Genomic DNA, 15,191 nt, shown 5'->3' with positions numbered 1-15,191 from the left:
ACCACTATTCGTAGGGCAACCGTGCCGTAGTCGCAAGAGACGATTGGATAAAGAACTTCCGGCGGGCGACACTAGTCGGATGGTATGTCCGCGCAATGGGGTGTGGTGGGCAACCCGTTGAAACGGTCGGTGATCCAGCCCATTGCGCGTTCGCCATCGACGAAGTAGGGCAGCAGGTGGTTGATCGCGAGTTTGTTCAGGAACGGCGGTTTGCGGTTGGTCCATAACTCGACGTCGGCGCCCTGGGCGCACCAGTCCAGTGCGAGTTGACGCGACCCTCCCCACGAGATGAACGGGTCGAATCGGTTGGTGCTGATGAACACCGGTATGGCGGGCTTCGTTGTCCCGAGGCGCTGAGCGTTCAGAACGGTTCTGACGGCCTCTGAGCTGAACACCTCGGCGGGATCGACGTTGAAGTATTCGTTGAGGTGATGGAAGCTAAACGTCAGAACCCCTTCGACCACGCACATGGTCGATGAGCGGGTCAGCAGATCCTTGCCCTGATCGGAGAGGGCGGGCAGGAGCAGCGGAGCGGCCTGCGGGTATGCGGCTGCGATCCCGTTGAGCGCGTACCCGAGCGCGACGAAGAAGAGGCTGCCGTCGAGGAACGGCGGCAGCAGGGTCAGATCGGCCGGTGGCGCCCCGACCCAGGCGCCGACCAGGTGCAGGTCCGGCGCGTAGCTGGGCGCCAGTTCGGCCGCCGAACCGGAGGCCTGTCCGCCCGAGGACCATCCCCACAGTGCGACCGGCCCATGCGGCTCCAGCGACGTGCCGGGTAGTTTCATCGCCGCGCGCGCGGCGTCGAGAAGGGCTGTGCCGGCGGCTTGTCGCATCATGATCGGGACCGGGCCGGGGGTGCCCAGTCCGACGCCGTCGGTGACCACGACGGCGAATCCACGTGCCACCATGGTGGCGATGAAGGTTTCCTCGTAACCGAAATGCAGGTCCAGGCCCGAGGAGAAGTGGATGCCCTGGTTGAACATCCGCGACGGGGCGCATTGATCACCCAGCCCGTACGGGCCGGTCGCGTAGGCGATCAGTGGCCGCGGTCCTTGGCCGGGCCAGGGGTTGTGCGGTTCGAAGTAGGTGCCCGTGACCGCGACCGGGTTGCCGCTGTTGTCGGTGCTGCGGTACATGATCCGGGTGCCGTCGGCCACGTAGGCACCCAACTGGCCCGACGGTTCCAACACCAGTGGCGAAGCCTCGAATCGGATCAGGTCGCCGGGCTTTCCGGTGGGCAGCGGGTCCGGCGGGGTGTAGAACGCCGCATACCGGGACTCGTCGGATCCCCAGCAGTTGGGGTCGGGCTGGGGGCACTGCTGCTCGAACTGCGCCGGATCGGCGGTCGCCCGCGGCGCGAGGTTCATCGAGGCAACCATCACCAGCATCGCCGCCAGCGCCATCGCGACACGGCGCAGCCAACCCCGCCGGTCAGCCGCGACATGTGACCGCAATCCGGGATTGGATTCGCCGGCCGTTGCCGCCGGGTGATCTGCAGGATCGCGGCGAGCCTTGGTCATGGACATTGTCCGGTGATCCCCTTCGTGAGCTGCGTCAATCCGCGCGACTTGGCGGCATTTGGGTTACTTGGCACCCGGGGCCGTCGCGTCATCCTGGACCTGGGCGCAGGTGGGTGGGCGCGGTCAGCCCATGCTGCTTCCGCCGTTGACGCTGAGCACTTGTCCGGTGATGAAGCCGGCCTCCTCAGAGGCCAGGAACAGCACCGTGGCCGTGCCGAAACCGCAGTGGAGCCCGCCGATTCTGTCAGTGCCATCGCATAAAATCACAACCGTTAGCGAGCGGAATCTATGTCCGAGCTTTACACCGCTCCTGGGACGCCCCCATGGCGGCGATTACGCTGGTCTGGGCGCGATTTCGGAAAGCAGTTTTCATCGCCTTCTTGAAATCAGATTGAGTTTAAGCAACGCCCGCAACTCAGCCATTTCGCGAATGCAGAAAGACATTGTCAAGACCTGTGGTCTGACTGCGAACTCCGTTGTGGCTTAGGGAAGCTCGGGTCGCCTTCCTTCCTGTAAAACCGAGAATCACGACGATCAGAACTCTTTTCCCGATAGCCGGCTACCGCATAACTTCGAGCGCAATATCCGTTCCGCCAGACAATTAGGTTGTGATCCGATTTGAGTAGGTCTGACCGCCGACTGCTTTTGACCGCGTTCTTCGCAGCCAGCCACAATGTGACGCACTACCACGGTGGCTGGCGTCATCCAGAGGCCCGCCACAACTTTTTGAGCGCGGAGTTCTACCTTGATGTTGCACGCACCTTGGAACGGGGGCTGTTCGACCTCGTTTTTCTTCCTGACTGCCAAGCCGTGGAAGACCGCTACGGCGATAGTTTGGAGGCTGGTGTTGGCCTAGGGGCCCAAGGCGCGGTATTCCTGGACCCGATCACGGTATTGCCGCTGCTTGCTGCCGAGACAACGAAGATCGGTCTGGGCGCGACGATTTCGACCACCTACTGCCATCCATTCGCGGTAGCACGCACGCTGGCCAGTCTCGACCACCTTTCCGGCGGTCGGGCAGCGTGGAACATTGTCACCTCACTGAATGCGTCGGAAGCCCGCAACTACGGGTTGACGTCACATCTTGAGCACGACGCTCGCTATGCCCGCGCCGACGAATTCGTAACGGTGACTGAAGGTCTTTGGCGCAGCTGGGATCCCGATGCTTTGGTGTTGGACCGGGCAGCCGGTGTGTTCGCCGACCCTACCAAAGTCGCTTATCTCAACCACCAGGGCGAGTGGTTCAGCGTGCGCGGGCCTTTGCCGCTGCCGCACTCCCCGCAGGGCCGACCGGTGATCATCCAGGCCGGAACCTCTCCGCAGGGCCGGCGGTTTGCTGCTCGTTGGGCCGATCTGGTGTTCGTCATCGCGCCGAACCGGTCAGCGCTCAAAGCGATCTACGACGACATCAAGACCAAAGCGGCGGAGGCCGGCCGGGATCCGGACGCGCTGCGGGTGATCGAGGCAATCATCCCGATCGTTGGGAAAACCGAGGCTGAAGCCCGGGAGAAAGAACAGTTCTTGACATCGCTGGTCGACCCGCGGGCCGGGTTGTCGTCGCTGTCGTCGCACACCGACGTCGACTTCTCCCGGTTCAACTTGGATGATCCGATGGAAACGGTGTTGTCGCACATCGATTCTATTGGCGGATCGCGGGGACAGTTCCAGCTGGTGCTCGACGCCACCCGCACTTCTGGGGGCACGCTGGCCGATCTGGGCCGCCAGTACGGCTGGGTGATGGTCGAGCGGTTCGCCGGAACCGCGGACCAGATCGCGTCGAGGATCGCCGAGTACTTTACCGAGCCGATCGTCGATGGATTCGCCATCTCTCCGGTCGCGCTGCCAGCGACATACCGGGAGTTCGTGGATCACGTGGTGCCGGCCCTGCAGGAAATCGGCGTGTTTCACCGTGGCTACGAGGACGGCGCGACGCTCCGTGAACGGCTCGCGCTGCCCTATGTTCCGGTGGCCGCGCAGGCACCAGTGTGACAGCCCGCAACACCTTGCCGCCCCTCGAGGAGATCGTCATGCCAGCAACCCAGCTGCACACCCATTCGAGCACCCTCACCTTCAGCAACTGCCCGCTGCCCAACGCCCTGATCGTGGCGCAGCAGTACGGCTTCCTCGCTGATGTTGGCCTCGAACTGCGGGTGCTCACTGGGCGCCAGGGCACCACCCACTTCACCTACGACCGACCCAACTACACCCGGTTCGGTGGCGAAATCCCCCCGCTGGTCAGCGAAGGGCTCCGTGCCCGGGGCCGAACCCGGCTGCTGGGTGTCACGCCGTTCATCGGCAGGCAGGGTTTTTATGTGGCCGCCGACAGCCCGATCATCGGGCCAGCGGAGCTGACGGGCCGCCGGATCGGATTATCAGCGGCGGCGATTCGCGTGGTGCGCCGCGAGCTCGCAGACTACCGGCAGCTCGATCCGTGGGCGCAGACTCTGGTGGCGCTAGGCACCTGGGAGGCGCGCGCGTTGCTGCACACACTCGATGTCGGTCAGGTGGCACTCGATGAGGTCGAATTGGTGCGCGTGGACAATCCGTTTGTCGATGTGCCCCAGCGTCGGCTCGCCGGGATAGCAAGCCTGACCGGCGCGGATCTTTTTCCCGGTGCCACGGACCAGCAAGCCTCTCTTCTCGATCACGGCACAGTCGATGCGCTGTTCGGGTGGCTGCCATGGGCTGCACAACTGGAGACAAGATGCGGGGCCCGGCTGCTAACAGACTTGAGCAGCGACCCTCGCAACCATTACGCAACCGTATGGACGGTGTCACAGGAGCTGGTCACCGATCATCCCCATGTAGTGCAGCAGCTGGTAAATGCCGTTGTCGCGGCCGGATTGTGGGCGGCGACTCACCCCGAGCAGGTCATCGAAACGCACGCCGACAACCTGGGTGTGCCGGCGGCGGCTGTAACAGCAGCATTCGGTGTCGGTTTCCACCACGCACTGGTGCCCAGCTTGGACGCTGATTCATTGCGGCTTGTTGAGCGGACCCAACGGTTCTTGCTGGCCCACCAACTCATCGATGACCCGGTGCCGCTGGACCGTTGGGCGGCACCACAATTCCTGCAAAATACCTACTACAACCGAGGAGCTATCACGTCATGACCGCAATCGAAGAGCTCACCACCCACGACCCTTTGGCGGTGGCGCGCGAGCTGAGCAGAAAGTGGGAGCCGTTCGTCGTGGAACGCGATCACGCCGGCGGTTCAGCCGCAGCCGAAAAGGAAGATATCCGCGCGAGCGGACTGTTGGGGCTTACGGTGCCAACCCGCTTCGGGGGCTTGGGTGCGGACTGGCCCACCGCTTTGGAGGTCGTGCGTGAGTTCGCCAGGGCGGACGGCTCGTTGGGACATCTATTCGGCTACCACATCTCCCTCCTGCCTTTCATCGAGTTGGTGGGGTCACCGCGGCAACAAGAGCGGCTACTGGGTGCCATCGCGAAACAGCGCTGGTGGGTCGGCAACGCCTCCAGCGAGAACAACAGTAACGTGCTGGACTGGAAGGTCAGCGCGACCGCGACGCCGGACGGCGGCTACCTGCTCAATGGCACAAAGCATTTCTCCAGCGGCGCCAAAGGGTCGGACCTGCTGCTGGTATTCGCGGTGACCAAAGACGACAGCTCATCGCATGATGAGGCGATCGTCACCGCCGCGATCCCCACCCAGCGCGACGGCGTGGTTGTAAACGACGATTGGCAAGCGATCGGTCAGCGCCGCACCGACAGCGGCACCACCGAATTTCATGACGCGAAAATCGAGCCGGAAGAGGTGCTGGGCAAACCCAACGCGGTCATAGAGGCGTTTGCAGCGGCCAGCCGTCCCAGCATCTGGACGCCACTGATCCAACTGGTGTTCGCCAACGTCTATCTGGGGATCGCGCACGGCGCTCTCGACGCGGCGCGGCACTACACCACAACAGCGGCCCGGCCATGGCCGACCGCATTGGCTGCCGGCGTCACCCGGGCGGCCGACGATCCATATGTCATCCGCACCTACGGCGAGTTCGGCATTCAACTGCAAGCTGCCGACGCAGCGGCCCGAGAGACCGCACGGCTGCTGCAGCAGATCTGGGATAAGGACGACGCGGTGACCCCCGAGGATCGTGGCGAGCTGATGGTGCGGGTTTCCGGTGTCAAAGCTTTGGCCACCAAGGCCGGCCTCGATGTCGCCAGCGGCATCTTCGAAGTCATCGGGGCACGCGGCACCCACCCCAACTACGGTTTCGATCGGTTCTGGCGCAACGTCCGCACCCACACTCTCCACGATCCGGTCGCCTACAAGATCGCCGACGTCGGCAACTATGTGCTCAACGGCCGCTATCCAGTCCCGACCCTGTACTCCTGACAATGGTCCTTCCTGAGGGCGGCAAAACTTTCCAAACAGCCGCCAATGGCGACAACCCTCTGCTGCGCCAGGTGCCATCCGCACATACGCGAAATGGGTCGTGCGAAACCGAATTGCCTGCAGCAGAACGCCGCTCAACACGGACAATGAGGCGGTGACGTGGTCGGCACAGTCGACGGTCGCGTCCGAAAGTTGGTGTAAGAGCACCGGCCGGTTCGCGACTTGGTCGTCAGCATGCGGGCTGAGGAACTCCAGCCGGCAGGCCCGCCCGCAGCGGCCGCTGATGATGTCGGGGATAACGTTTCGGTTCACCTCGCTCCGGATGCTTTGGCAGCCCTCCGGCGCCGCCACTGCAGTGGCCGAGAGATGTTCAGTTGTAGAGGGTTTGGGCGTCTTGGGTCAGTGCGTTGAACGCGGCGTCGAGGCAGTGCTGGCGGCGCCGGTTGGGTTCGTGGTTGGCTTCGGCGGCCACGACCGCGATCAGCTCCTCGAGGTCGTCGTCTGCACCGGTCAGCAAGGCGGCGCCGTCGGGGTGTACTTGACGGCCGGGCCGGCCACCCGGGCGCACCGCTCGGGGTCGGGCACATAGGAGATCGGGCCGTCGTCGTTGTCCGACCAGGTTGCCAGCGAGCTGGTCGGCACAATCCCTGCAGGATCGGGATATCAAGGGCGGCACGGTGTTTGACGTTCCAGCTGTCGTCGTCGTGACCGGCGCTCGCGGTCCCAGGCCGGGCCCCGCCCGCGGCCAGCACGGTAACGACCATGGCGTCGGCGGTGTCGAGCATTTCCAGCAGCTCGGGTTCGGGGGTGCGCAACGAGGTGCAGTACACCGAAAGCGCCCGTCCGCCGGCCTGTTCGATCGCCGCGGACAACGCCTCGACGTAGACACAACCCACCATTCGTACCGTAGGGCTTCCGTCGCGCCTTATTCGGATCATGGCTAGTCGAAGGGTGTACGGGGCCGCGGTGCGTCGAGACCATCGAGGGTATGTCCATCTCCCTCGACGTTTCCAAGTTCGGCGCCAACATCGGCGCGGTGGTCTCCGGCGTGCGCCTGGGTGGCGACCTGCACGCCGCCACCGTCGACGCGATCCGCGCGGCGCTGCTGGAACACAAGGTCATCTTCTTCCGCAACCAGCATCACCTCGACGACGACGGCCAGGTGGCATTCGCCGGCCTGCTCGGGGTGCCGACCATCGCCCACCCCACCGTCACATCACGCGGCGACACCGTGCTGCCCATCGACTCGCGTTATCTCAAGGCCAACTCCTGGCACTCCGACGTCACCTTCGTCGACCGGCTGCCCAAGGCGTCGCTGTTGCGGGCGGTGACCCTGCCTGCGTATGGCGGCAGCACGGTGTGGGCATCCACCGAGGCCGCCTACGACCAGCTGCCACCGGCGCTGCGGGCCCTCGCCCAGAACCTGTGGGCCACCCACACCAACCTAAACGACTATGTGGACGGTCACGACGACACGGTTTCCGACGAAACCAGGGAATACCGCGCTGAATTCGAGTCGGCGTACTACGAGACCGAACATCCGGTGGTGCGTGTCCACCCGGAGACGGGCCGGCGGGTGCTGGTGCTGGGCCATTTCGTCAAACGGTTCGTCGGCCTGGGCAGCAGCGAGTCGGCCAGCCTGTTCGCGCTGCTGCAGAATCGAATCACCCGGCTGGAGAACACGGTCCGGTGGAGTTGGCGCGACGGCGATCTCGCGGTGTGGGACAACCGCGCCACCCAGCACTACGGTGTGGCCGACTACGACGACCAGCCGCGGTTTTTGCGGCGGGTGACGCTGGCCGGCGACCTCCCGGTTGACGTTCACGGCCGGCCCAGTCGGGTCATCGCCGGGGATGCGTCGCACTACTCCGACATCGTGGCTCCCGATGCGGTTGTCGGACAGCCGGTTCCGATCGGCTAGTCCGCCAGGTGGCCCCAAGGGATCGCAGCCGTCGCTACCGTGTTCCGTGAACAGCCCAGCGCATCAGATCGATTCGCAGCTGCGGGAACGCCGCGGCTGTAACCAGCGGAGTGGGAGAGCGGGTCGGTTCGGCTGGTTTGGAAACCGGCTGCTTGAGGTTCGCAGTTCCGGGAACTGTCGTCGCGCATCCGGTTACGATGAGGGTGGCGGAGCGCAGAACGTCCGCGGCTGCGGGGGCGAGGGGACGCCGAAAAGGCGGGGACCATCAATCCGATCGTCGCCCGTTTGATCATGGCCTCACTGGTCTCCGGGAGTCGCTCGTAGTCACGGTCGAGGCGGCGGCATTTCACGATCCAGGCGAACGTGCGCTCGACCACCCATCGCCGTGGAAGTACGTGGAATGTCGTGATTCCCAAGGGCTTTCGCACGATCTCGACGGTAATGTGGGCGACCCGCTCGACCAACGCGCCGGCGTGGCCGCCGTCGGCCCACACCAGCGACAACGACGGCGTCGCCAGCTTCGCCCGTGCGAGCAGCGTGCGCGCCTCGTCGCGGTCCCGCCAGCGCCAAGCCTGGCTGGATAGTCACCGGCGTCACCATAGCGATCGTGGTGCTCGGCGCAGGCGCGGCCTGCATCGCGGACGCGAAGAACGTGACCGAGCATCAGGGCGGAGCCACCTATCCAAGCGATTGGAGATCCATCGACCCCACCCCGAAGAAGGATGGGGGCCTGTCTAGTCAGTGGCGGCGGATTCCTGGATACAGGTCTGTCTCCCGGGTGGATTCGTACTTCGGGTCCACGCGCCGGTCAGGATACGTGTGAATGGCGGCGCCTGGATGGGCCATCGACGGATCACATCATCGACCTGGGTGTGAGCGGTCACGTAATTCCCCAGGTTTGAGGGGTTCTTGAGTTTCGCAGTTTGACGCCTGTGACACCTGTGATTTCTGGGGATGTTGTGGCGTTGTCCGGCGTGTCGCCGGGATCCGGTGGCAAGCATGACGAAGCATCGGCGGTTTGCATGACGGCCTGGCGCTCATGGTCCATAATGCTCAACGATCCGGGTCTGCAACCGCCGGGCCCTACTCGGACTCGGGGATGGCGGCGCTCCGTTGTCACCACCCGACATCGCGGCGTGGTACCCCAACGCGGTCAAGCTGATCCATCTGATCCTCCATCAGCGCCGTGACGTCGCCGCGGCAGGCCGTATGACGCGTGAGATCGCCCAACGTGGACAAGATTGGCTCGCCACCCACGTCATCGCCGGATTGCGCCCATCGGGCGCCTGGGATGTGTACCGACGGACCATCAGGACCCAGCCCCTCTACAGCGACAGCGAAGTCGAGCAGCCTCACGAGCTCATCGAGGATTCGCACCGCCTCAATTTCTCCCTGACCCGAAAACCGCGACGGCGACCTGCCCTACTGCCGGCCGAAGGGCAGCCATGTGTCGAGCCAGCACCGCACGATCTGGATCTGCCTCATCCCTGAAAATGCTCACAACTGAGCCCAGCGTGCGGCCCGGGCTGTCAGATTAACGGTGGATCCGACCTTGGCATCTGTTAGTTTAGTTGCCGGTCGGGGTGATCCGGCCTTCGAAGGTGATCGCGAACGCATTGAGCGCTGGCTTCCACCTCCATTGCTCATCGTGCCTTACCGCGGCCGGTGGGGTCTAGGGTGCGGGTCACGAGGTAGAGGCACTTCATCGCGGCCTGCTCGGTTGTTCTGTGGAATCAGATTTGTCAAGTTCGTGGCGACATTTGAGATCGTGCCTCCGACCCACGCGCCTGATCAATTAGACGCGACGCGGGTCTATCTCGGCTGCTGTCGTTGCTTGATGTGCTGGTCGAGCTGGTCTTCGAACCAGGCGAAGGCGTCGCGCACCTCGATGAGTCGGTAGTCCGCGCGGTTGCCGGCCACCGCGATGCCTTTGTCGGCGACCTGGCGCAGCCGGCCAAGCGCGCGAAGCTTTGCCTCCAGCGGTGCGTCCCAGCTGCCGGACGCCAACCGGTAGTAGATCTGGCGATCGCCGGATCGTGAGATGCGTTCGAGCATCCCGGCGGTGATGAGTTGGCGGGTGGCTATGCTCACTGCGGCCGCCGAGAGGTGCAGCCCATCGCGAATGTGTCGCGATGGGCTGCACCTCTCGGGCGGATCGCAGACCATCATCCAGGCCGTGATCCGCATCATGGCCCGGGGCAGACCGATCTCCGGACCGAGCGCACCGAGCTCTTCGACGAACGCGTCCTGCCAACCGGCGGCTCGTTTGCGCCGTTCGGACCGGGGGCGGGTCATTGCCGAATCAGCAACTACCGCAAGGCGGGAAACAGCGTGAGCGCCGTTTCACGTTCGATCGCACGAACACTGTCAGGGGTGAATCTGTCGTTGTTGCGTAGGCCGTTGATCGTCGCCGGCACCGCGGCCTCGGTGGCGAAGATGTAGTCGGTGCCGAACACGATATGCGAGCAGTCGGTAACGGTGAGCAGGGATGAGAAGCAGTGCGGCGATGCCGAGAGCGCGGTGTCGTAATAGAAGCGGCGGAGGAAGTAATCGGGTCCTTCGGGCAGGACGTTGTTCTTGAACCGCAGGTAGTAACTGAGTTGGTCGGGCATCTTCTCCTCGAGCTTGTCCGATAGGGAGAAGAGCTTGCCGATGCCGTCGGCCACGACCGGTACCGCGCCCTTCAGATCGGCCAGCATCGAGGCGGTGATGCTGACCCGTCCGGCCAGGTAGGGCACGGCACCTCCGGCGTGGGCGAGGATGAACCGTATGTCGGGGTAGTTCTTCGTCACGCCGTTGACGATCAGCGAGAACGCGGTCCGCGTGGTGTCGAAACACACGTCGAGCATCGCCTCGGGCAGCCCTAGATGGGACTGCTCTTGCCCGGGTGGAGATTGAGGATGAATGAACACCACCGTCTTTCGCCGATTCAGCTCGGCGAACAGCTCATCGAATCTGGGATCCCCCAGGTAGTACCCGTCATAGTTGGTCAATAGGATGACCCCGTTGAGCTTGAGCTCGTCGAGGCTATAGGCGAGTTCGTCCAAGGCGGCGTCGACGTCGGGCACGGGTAAGGTCGCGAAGGCACCGAATCGTCCCGGGTGATCTGCGATGAGTCCCGCACAGATCTCGTTCGTCTGGCGGGACAGGTCTTTGGCGATCGCCGACCTGCGGTCGTTGTCTTTGAAGTACACGCCTGGCGCAGAGATCGACAGGATGGCGGTCGAGATCCCATGGTGCGCCATGACATCGAGCGCCTTGTTGACATCCCACTTGGGTAACTGAACGCCGAGCCCTTTCGTGACACCAAGTTTGGAAAGCGCCTTCACGTACTCCTTGGGCACGATGTGGTGGTGCACGTCGATAAGCCCAGATGTGTTCTGCATGGCCAGCCTCACAGCGCTGAAAGTGCCTTCACTAAATTCAGAAACTACTGAATACACTGGATCGATGCAGCGCGCCACGTGTGATTCGTTCACCATCTCGACCGACGAATAGCGGTGCGGAGGCTGGCCATCCCGAACAAGTGGGTGCTTTTCGATGTAGCTGAGCGTTTCTTGCTCTGGGGGAACCGAGCGGCACGACTCGCCATGTACGTACCGATCACTGCCAGCAGTGCTGCCTCGATGGGGACGTTGCGTTCCTTGCCGCCTTTGCCTTTCACTTTGACCACGGCGGAACCGTCGTCGAGCGTCCTCACGTCCCCGACATCGACCAGTCGGAGTTCTTCTGCCCGTAGTCCCGCTAGCAGCGCAGTAAGAATAAGAGCGAGATCCCTTTCGTTCCAGTCTGTTCGGCGAGGATCTTGGTCTTGCGCGACAGCGGTTGATGTAGCCGTCGGAGCCGGACGAATAGCGTCATCCGTTGAGATGGGACGCCCGGTCTTCACTGGCCGCCGCTATCTGTCCGGTGTGGCCAGGATCCTCAAGAGCATGTTGTTCACATCAGTTAAGGCCTGGATGTCAACGCGGCGAAAGAATTCATCCAGAGCTGACTTGCGCAGGCTGGTGACCAGGCCGGGAGCTGCCCACGCGTTGTCTCCCAACGGCACGCCGAATCCCGTATCTGGATTGTGGTCGAACACCGGGACGACGACTACGGTCGGCTCACTGGGGATCTCGTTGTAGACCGTGGAGGAGATGACGAGCACGTTGATTCCGGTGTCCGTGGCCCAAATCTCGCCTCGGCGTGGCGATCTCAACGATTTGTCAACTCGTCAAGGTTTCGGTCGGCCCACGCCTCGCTGAAAGCGACGGACTCGGGGTGTTCTCGCATCCACTGATCGTGGGATTCGCATCGCCGACGCATGTCCTCAACATCGAGCACGCTCTCGATCCAGGAATTCATCGACGTATGGTCGGCCTCTGCGTAGCGCTTCACCGCCTCGTAGGCACTGTCGGACAAGCGCAACGTAACAGTCTTCGCCATCACTCGATGATAGCAGATATTGATAGTATACAGTGGCGGTGGGCCCGCAAGGACACAATCTCCGCTAGGGCCGATTCGTCACGGTGACGTTTTCGGCGGTCGCGCCCGCGGTCTAAATCGGCGCCCCGAATGATCAGATCAGGCCATTCCATCGGCGCGGCGCGGCAGCGGGAGGGATTCCATGAACACCGCCACGGTCGTGCTTGACGTACACGGGCTGCATTGGGCCTCCTCGGCATCTGTGGTGGAGTCCACGCTGCTGCGACGGCCGGGGGTGAGCTCGGTGCAGGCCAACGCGGTCAATCAGACCGCCACCGTGGTCTTCGATCCGGCCGCTACGTCGGTTGCCGAATTATCAAAGTGGATTCGGGACTGCGGTTTCCACTGTGCAGGCCGCTCGGTGCCCGATCACATCTGCGATCCGATGTCGGAACCCCGGCTTGGGCCCGCGGAGTCCATATCCGCCGGCGAACACCACGACCATCCCGCAGCGATGCAGCGCTCTCCGCACGAGATGATGGGCCACGGTGGGCACGCCGGCATGTCGATGGACGACATGGTCCGCGACATGCGCAACAGATTCCTAGTCGCGTTGGTGCTGTCGATCCCGATCATGTTGTGGTCGCCGATGGGCCGCGACATGCTTGGCTTCACCGTGCCCGCGCCGTTCGGACTGCGCGACGACGTGTTCACCTTCCTGCTGAGCCTGCCGGTGGTCTTCTACTCGGCGTGGATCTTCTTCGACGGCGCGTGGCGGGCGCTGCGGGCCCGCACCTTGGACATGATGGTCCTGGTCGCCGTCGCCGTCTGCGCGGGCTGGCTCTACAGCGTGGGGGTGACCCTCACCGGCGGCGGAGAGGTTTTCTACGAAGCGGCCGCGGTACTGACAACCTTTGTGCTGCTGGGACATTGGTTGGAGATGCGGGCCCGCGGCGGGGCCAACGAGGCGATCCGCACCCTGTTGGAGTTGGCCCCACCGATGGCGGTGGTAATCCGCGATGGACAGCAAGTGGAGATTCCCACCGCCGAGGTGGTCGCCGGGGACCTGCTGTTGATCCGGCCGGGGGCCAAAGTCCCGGTGGACGGAACGGTCGAGGAGGGCAACTCTGAAGTCGACGAGTCGATGGTGACCGGGGAGAGCCTGCCGGTGTCCAAGGCACCGGGTGACAGTGTGATCGGAGCGTCGATCAACACCACCGGAACATTGCGGGTGCGGGCGACCAGGGTGGGCTCGGACACCGTGCTGGCCCAGATCGTTTCGATGGTGCAGGAGGCCCAGAACTCCAAGGCCCCCGGCCAGCGGCTGGCCGACCGGGCCGCGTTCTGGCTCGTGCTGGTGGCGTTGGTCGGCGGCACCGTCACCTTCCTGGTGTGGTGGGCACTCGGCGCCGGTGTGCAGTCGGCGTTGCTGTTCGCGATCACGGTCGTGGTGATCACCTGCCCAGACGCCCTGGGCCTGGCGACTCCGACGGCAATCATGGTGGGCACGGGATTGGGCGCAAAACGCGGGGTGCTGTTCAAAAACGCCACCGCCCTGGAGACCTCAGCGCGCATCGACACCGTCGTGATGGACAAGACTGGCACGTTGACCAAAGGTGAGCCTGAAGTGACTGATTTCGTCGCCGCCGGGATCAGCGAGGAGGAACTGCTGGCCCTGATCGCCGCGGTGGAGACAGAGTCGGAGCACCCGTTGGCCGCGGCGATCGTGCGCTATGCCGGCGACCGGGGCGTCACCGCGGCCCCGCTGAGCGAGTTCCGCAACGTGCCGGGGCACGGAGCGACCGCGACGGTGAGCGGCCGGCGGGTGGCTGTCGGCAACCGCAAGCTGATGGTCGAGCAAGAACTGGACGTCCCGGCCGCGTTGCTGGCGCAGCGCGACCAGCTGGCCTCCACCGGGCGCACCGCGGTCCTGATCGCCGTGGACGGGCGCGGTGTCGGAGTGATCGCCCTGGCCGACGCCGCACGCGAAACCTCCGCCGAGGCGGTTCGCGCACTGCACGACTTGGCGGTGCAGGTCGTCATGCTCAGCGGCGACAACCAGGCCACCGCGCAGCGCATCGCCGGCCAACTCGGCATCGACACTGTCATCGCCGAAGTACTGCCCGGCGACAAGGCCGCCAAGATCGCCGACCTGCAGACCCAGGGTCGCAAAGCCGCCATGGTCGGCGACGGGGTCAACGACGCTCCCGCACTGGCCCAAGCCGACCTCGGGGTGGCCATCGGGGCCGGTACCGACGTCGCGATCGAGACCGCCGACCTTGTCCTGATGCGCTCCGACCCCCTCGATGTTCCTATCGCGTTGCGCATCGGCCGGGGAACCTTGCGCAAGATGCGTCAGAACCTGGGGTGGGCCGTGGGCTACAACGTGATCGCACTCCCGATCGCCGCTGGCGTCTTCCAGCCCGCCTTCGGACTGGTGCTGCGCCCGGAGATCGCCGCACTGTCAATGTCAGGCTCAAGCCTGATCGTCGCGGTCAACGCCCTGATGCTCAAGCGGCTCAAGCTGCCCTCGCCACCGGCTGCCTCGCCGCCGGCTGCAACAACAGTGAAGGCGTCGCCAGGCGTCTAGGAAGGGGCGCCTACCGCGTCGATCGCCGCACGCAGCTTGCCCGCGACCTCGTCGGCCACCTCCTGCAGCCCCGCTTCGCCGGTCACCTGCACCAGCAGCTGCGGATCCATCGCCTCGACCAGCACCCTGGTGGCGTCGGCAGGATCGGCACGCACGACAACGTTGCAGGGCAACAGCAGCCCGATCTGGCGGTCGATGCCCACTGCCCGGTAGGCCAGTGGAGGGTTGCAGGCCCCAAGGATCAGGTAATCCTCCATGTCGGTGTCGAGCTTCTTCTTCAGGGTGGCCTTCATGTCGATCTCGGTGAGAACCCCGAAACCCTGATCGGCCAGGGCTTGGCGGGTACGGGCCACGGCGTCGACGAAGGGGGTTTGCAGTGAGGTCGAGATAGCAATGGACATG

At 64.2% G+C, this 15,191-nt stretch carries 13 protein-coding genes and 4 pseudogenes; 5 read left to right on the top strand and 12 right to left on the bottom strand.

Features of this window, described 5'->3' with window-relative positions; all coding sequences use genetic code 11:
• Window positions 1–71 precede the first annotated feature (71 nt).
• Window positions 72–1,403: a lipase family protein gene (locus K9U37_RS13965; RefSeq protein WP_372489572.1), complete on the bottom strand. Its 1,332-nt coding sequence runs from the start codon at window positions 1,401–1,403 to the stop codon at window positions 72–74.
• Between the two features lie 240 nt (window positions 1,404–1,643).
• Window positions 1,644–1,730 (bottom strand): annotated as a pseudogene (locus K9U37_RS13960) (2,3-dihydroxy-2,3-dihydro-p-cumate dehydrogenase); the annotation flags it as partial.
• A 435-nt stretch (window positions 1,731–2,165) separates the two neighbouring features.
• On the opposite strand from K9U37_RS13960, the gene K9U37_RS13955 reads away from it, so the two are divergent.
• From K9U37_RS13955 to K9U37_RS13945, 3 genes are read left to right on the top strand one after another with little or no spacing between them, the layout of a single operon-like run.
• Window positions 2,166–3,509 (top strand): LLM class flavin-dependent oxidoreductase, encoded by a 1,344-nt coding sequence (locus K9U37_RS13955; protein WP_243072187.1) that lies wholly within the window; start codon window positions 2,166–2,168, stop codon window positions 3,507–3,509.
• 38 nt (window positions 3,510–3,547) lie between these two features.
• Entirely contained in the window at window positions 3,548–4,633 is a 1,086-nt protein-coding gene (locus K9U37_RS13950; RefSeq protein ID WP_243072186.1) for an ABC transporter substrate-binding protein, read from the top strand.
• A gap of 38 nt (window positions 4,634–4,671) precedes the next feature.
• A complete protein-coding gene (locus K9U37_RS13945) occupies window positions 4,672–5,871 on the top strand; it encodes an acyl-CoA dehydrogenase family protein (RefSeq protein WP_243072185.1) in 1,200 nt (399 codons plus the stop codon).
• Window positions 5,872–6,241: 370 nt separating this feature from the next.
• Here K9U37_RS13945 and K9U37_RS13940 read toward each other — a convergent pair whose 3' ends face one another.
• Together K9U37_RS13940 and K9U37_RS13935 are read right to left on the bottom strand one after the other, a co-directional pair.
• Window positions 6,242–6,388 (bottom strand): hypothetical protein, encoded by a 147-nt coding sequence (locus tag K9U37_RS13940; protein ID WP_243072184.1) that lies wholly within the window; start codon window positions 6,386–6,388, stop codon window positions 6,242–6,244.
• 112 nt (window positions 6,389–6,500) lie between these two features.
• Window positions 6,501–6,755 (bottom strand): annotated as a pseudogene (locus tag K9U37_RS13935) (cobaltochelatase subunit CobN); the annotation flags it as partial.
• A 104-nt stretch (window positions 6,756–6,859) separates the two neighbouring features.
• Here K9U37_RS13935 and K9U37_RS13930 point away from each other — a divergent pair.
• Window positions 6,860–7,792, top strand: coding sequence for a TauD/TfdA dioxygenase family protein (locus K9U37_RS13930; RefSeq protein WP_243072183.1), 933 nt, complete (start codon window positions 6,860–6,862; stop codon window positions 7,790–7,792).
• Here the strand turns inward: K9U37_RS13930 and K9U37_RS20565 are convergent.
• The 7 genes and pseudogenes from K9U37_RS20565 to K9U37_RS13905 all read right to left on the bottom strand — a co-directional run.
• A pseudogene (locus K9U37_RS20565) lies at window positions 7,789–8,337 on the bottom strand (transposase); the annotation flags it as partial. The gene K9U37_RS13930 and the pseudogene K9U37_RS20565 sit on opposite strands and share 4 nt — an antisense overlap.
• Before the next feature lie 1,022 nt (window positions 8,338–9,359).
• Window positions 9,360–9,522, bottom strand: a pseudogene (locus K9U37_RS13925) (IS256 family transposase); the annotation flags it as partial.
• Between the two features lie 82 nt (window positions 9,523–9,604).
• Window positions 9,605–10,087 (bottom strand): GbsR/MarR family transcriptional regulator, encoded by a 483-nt coding sequence (locus K9U37_RS13920; RefSeq protein ID WP_243072182.1) that lies wholly within the window; start codon window positions 10,085–10,087, stop codon window positions 9,605–9,607.
• 14 nt (window positions 10,088–10,101) lie between these two features.
• Complete coding sequence (locus K9U37_RS13915) at window positions 10,102–11,271, bottom strand: amidohydrolase family protein (RefSeq protein WP_243072181.1); 1,170 nt, start codon at window positions 11,269–11,271, stop codon at window positions 10,102–10,104.
• Window positions 11,268–11,681 carry a tyrosine-type recombinase/integrase gene (locus K9U37_RS20560; RefSeq protein ID WP_372489520.1) on the bottom strand — a complete coding sequence of 138 codons (414 nt, stop codon included), beginning with the start codon at window positions 11,679–11,681 and terminating at the stop codon, window positions 11,268–11,270. Before K9U37_RS20560 ends, K9U37_RS13915 begins: the two co-directional genes overlap by 4 nt.
• A gap of 9 nt (window positions 11,682–11,690) precedes the next feature.
• The gene (locus tag K9U37_RS13910; RefSeq protein WP_252394000.1) at window positions 11,691–11,993 is read right to left on the bottom strand and encodes a type II toxin-antitoxin system PemK/MazF family toxin; all 303 of its coding nucleotides are present in this window, start codon (window positions 11,991–11,993) and stop codon (window positions 11,691–11,693) included.
• Complete coding sequence (locus K9U37_RS13905; RefSeq protein ID WP_243072179.1) at window positions 11,990–12,220, bottom strand: hypothetical protein; 231 nt, start codon at window positions 12,218–12,220, stop codon at window positions 11,990–11,992. The genes K9U37_RS13910 and K9U37_RS13905 overlap by 4 nt, the downstream gene beginning before the upstream one ends.
• Window positions 12,221–12,401: 181 nt before the next feature.
• Here K9U37_RS13905 and K9U37_RS13900 point away from each other — a divergent pair, with 181 nt between their 5' ends.
• The gene (locus K9U37_RS13900; protein ID WP_243072178.1) at window positions 12,402–14,789 is read left to right on the top strand and encodes a heavy metal translocating P-type ATPase; all 2,388 of its coding nucleotides are present in this window, start codon (window positions 12,402–12,404) and stop codon (window positions 14,787–14,789) included.
• Here K9U37_RS13900 and K9U37_RS13895 read toward each other — a convergent pair.
• Window positions 14,786–15,190, bottom strand: coding sequence for a DUF302 domain-containing protein (locus K9U37_RS13895; RefSeq protein WP_243072177.1), 405 nt, complete (start codon window positions 15,188–15,190; stop codon window positions 14,786–14,788). The genes K9U37_RS13900 and K9U37_RS13895 overlap by 4 nt on opposite strands.
• Window position 15,191 lies beyond the last annotated feature (1 nt).

It is taken from the genome of Candidatus Mycolicibacterium alkanivorans (assembly GCF_022760805.1).
Taxonomy (GTDB): domain Bacteria; phylum Actinomycetota; class Actinomycetes; order Mycobacteriales; family Mycobacteriaceae; genus Mycobacterium; species Mycobacterium alkanivorans.
The sequence above is the reverse complement of the archived record's forward strand: the minus strand, read 5'-3'. Positions and strand labels throughout refer to the sequence as shown.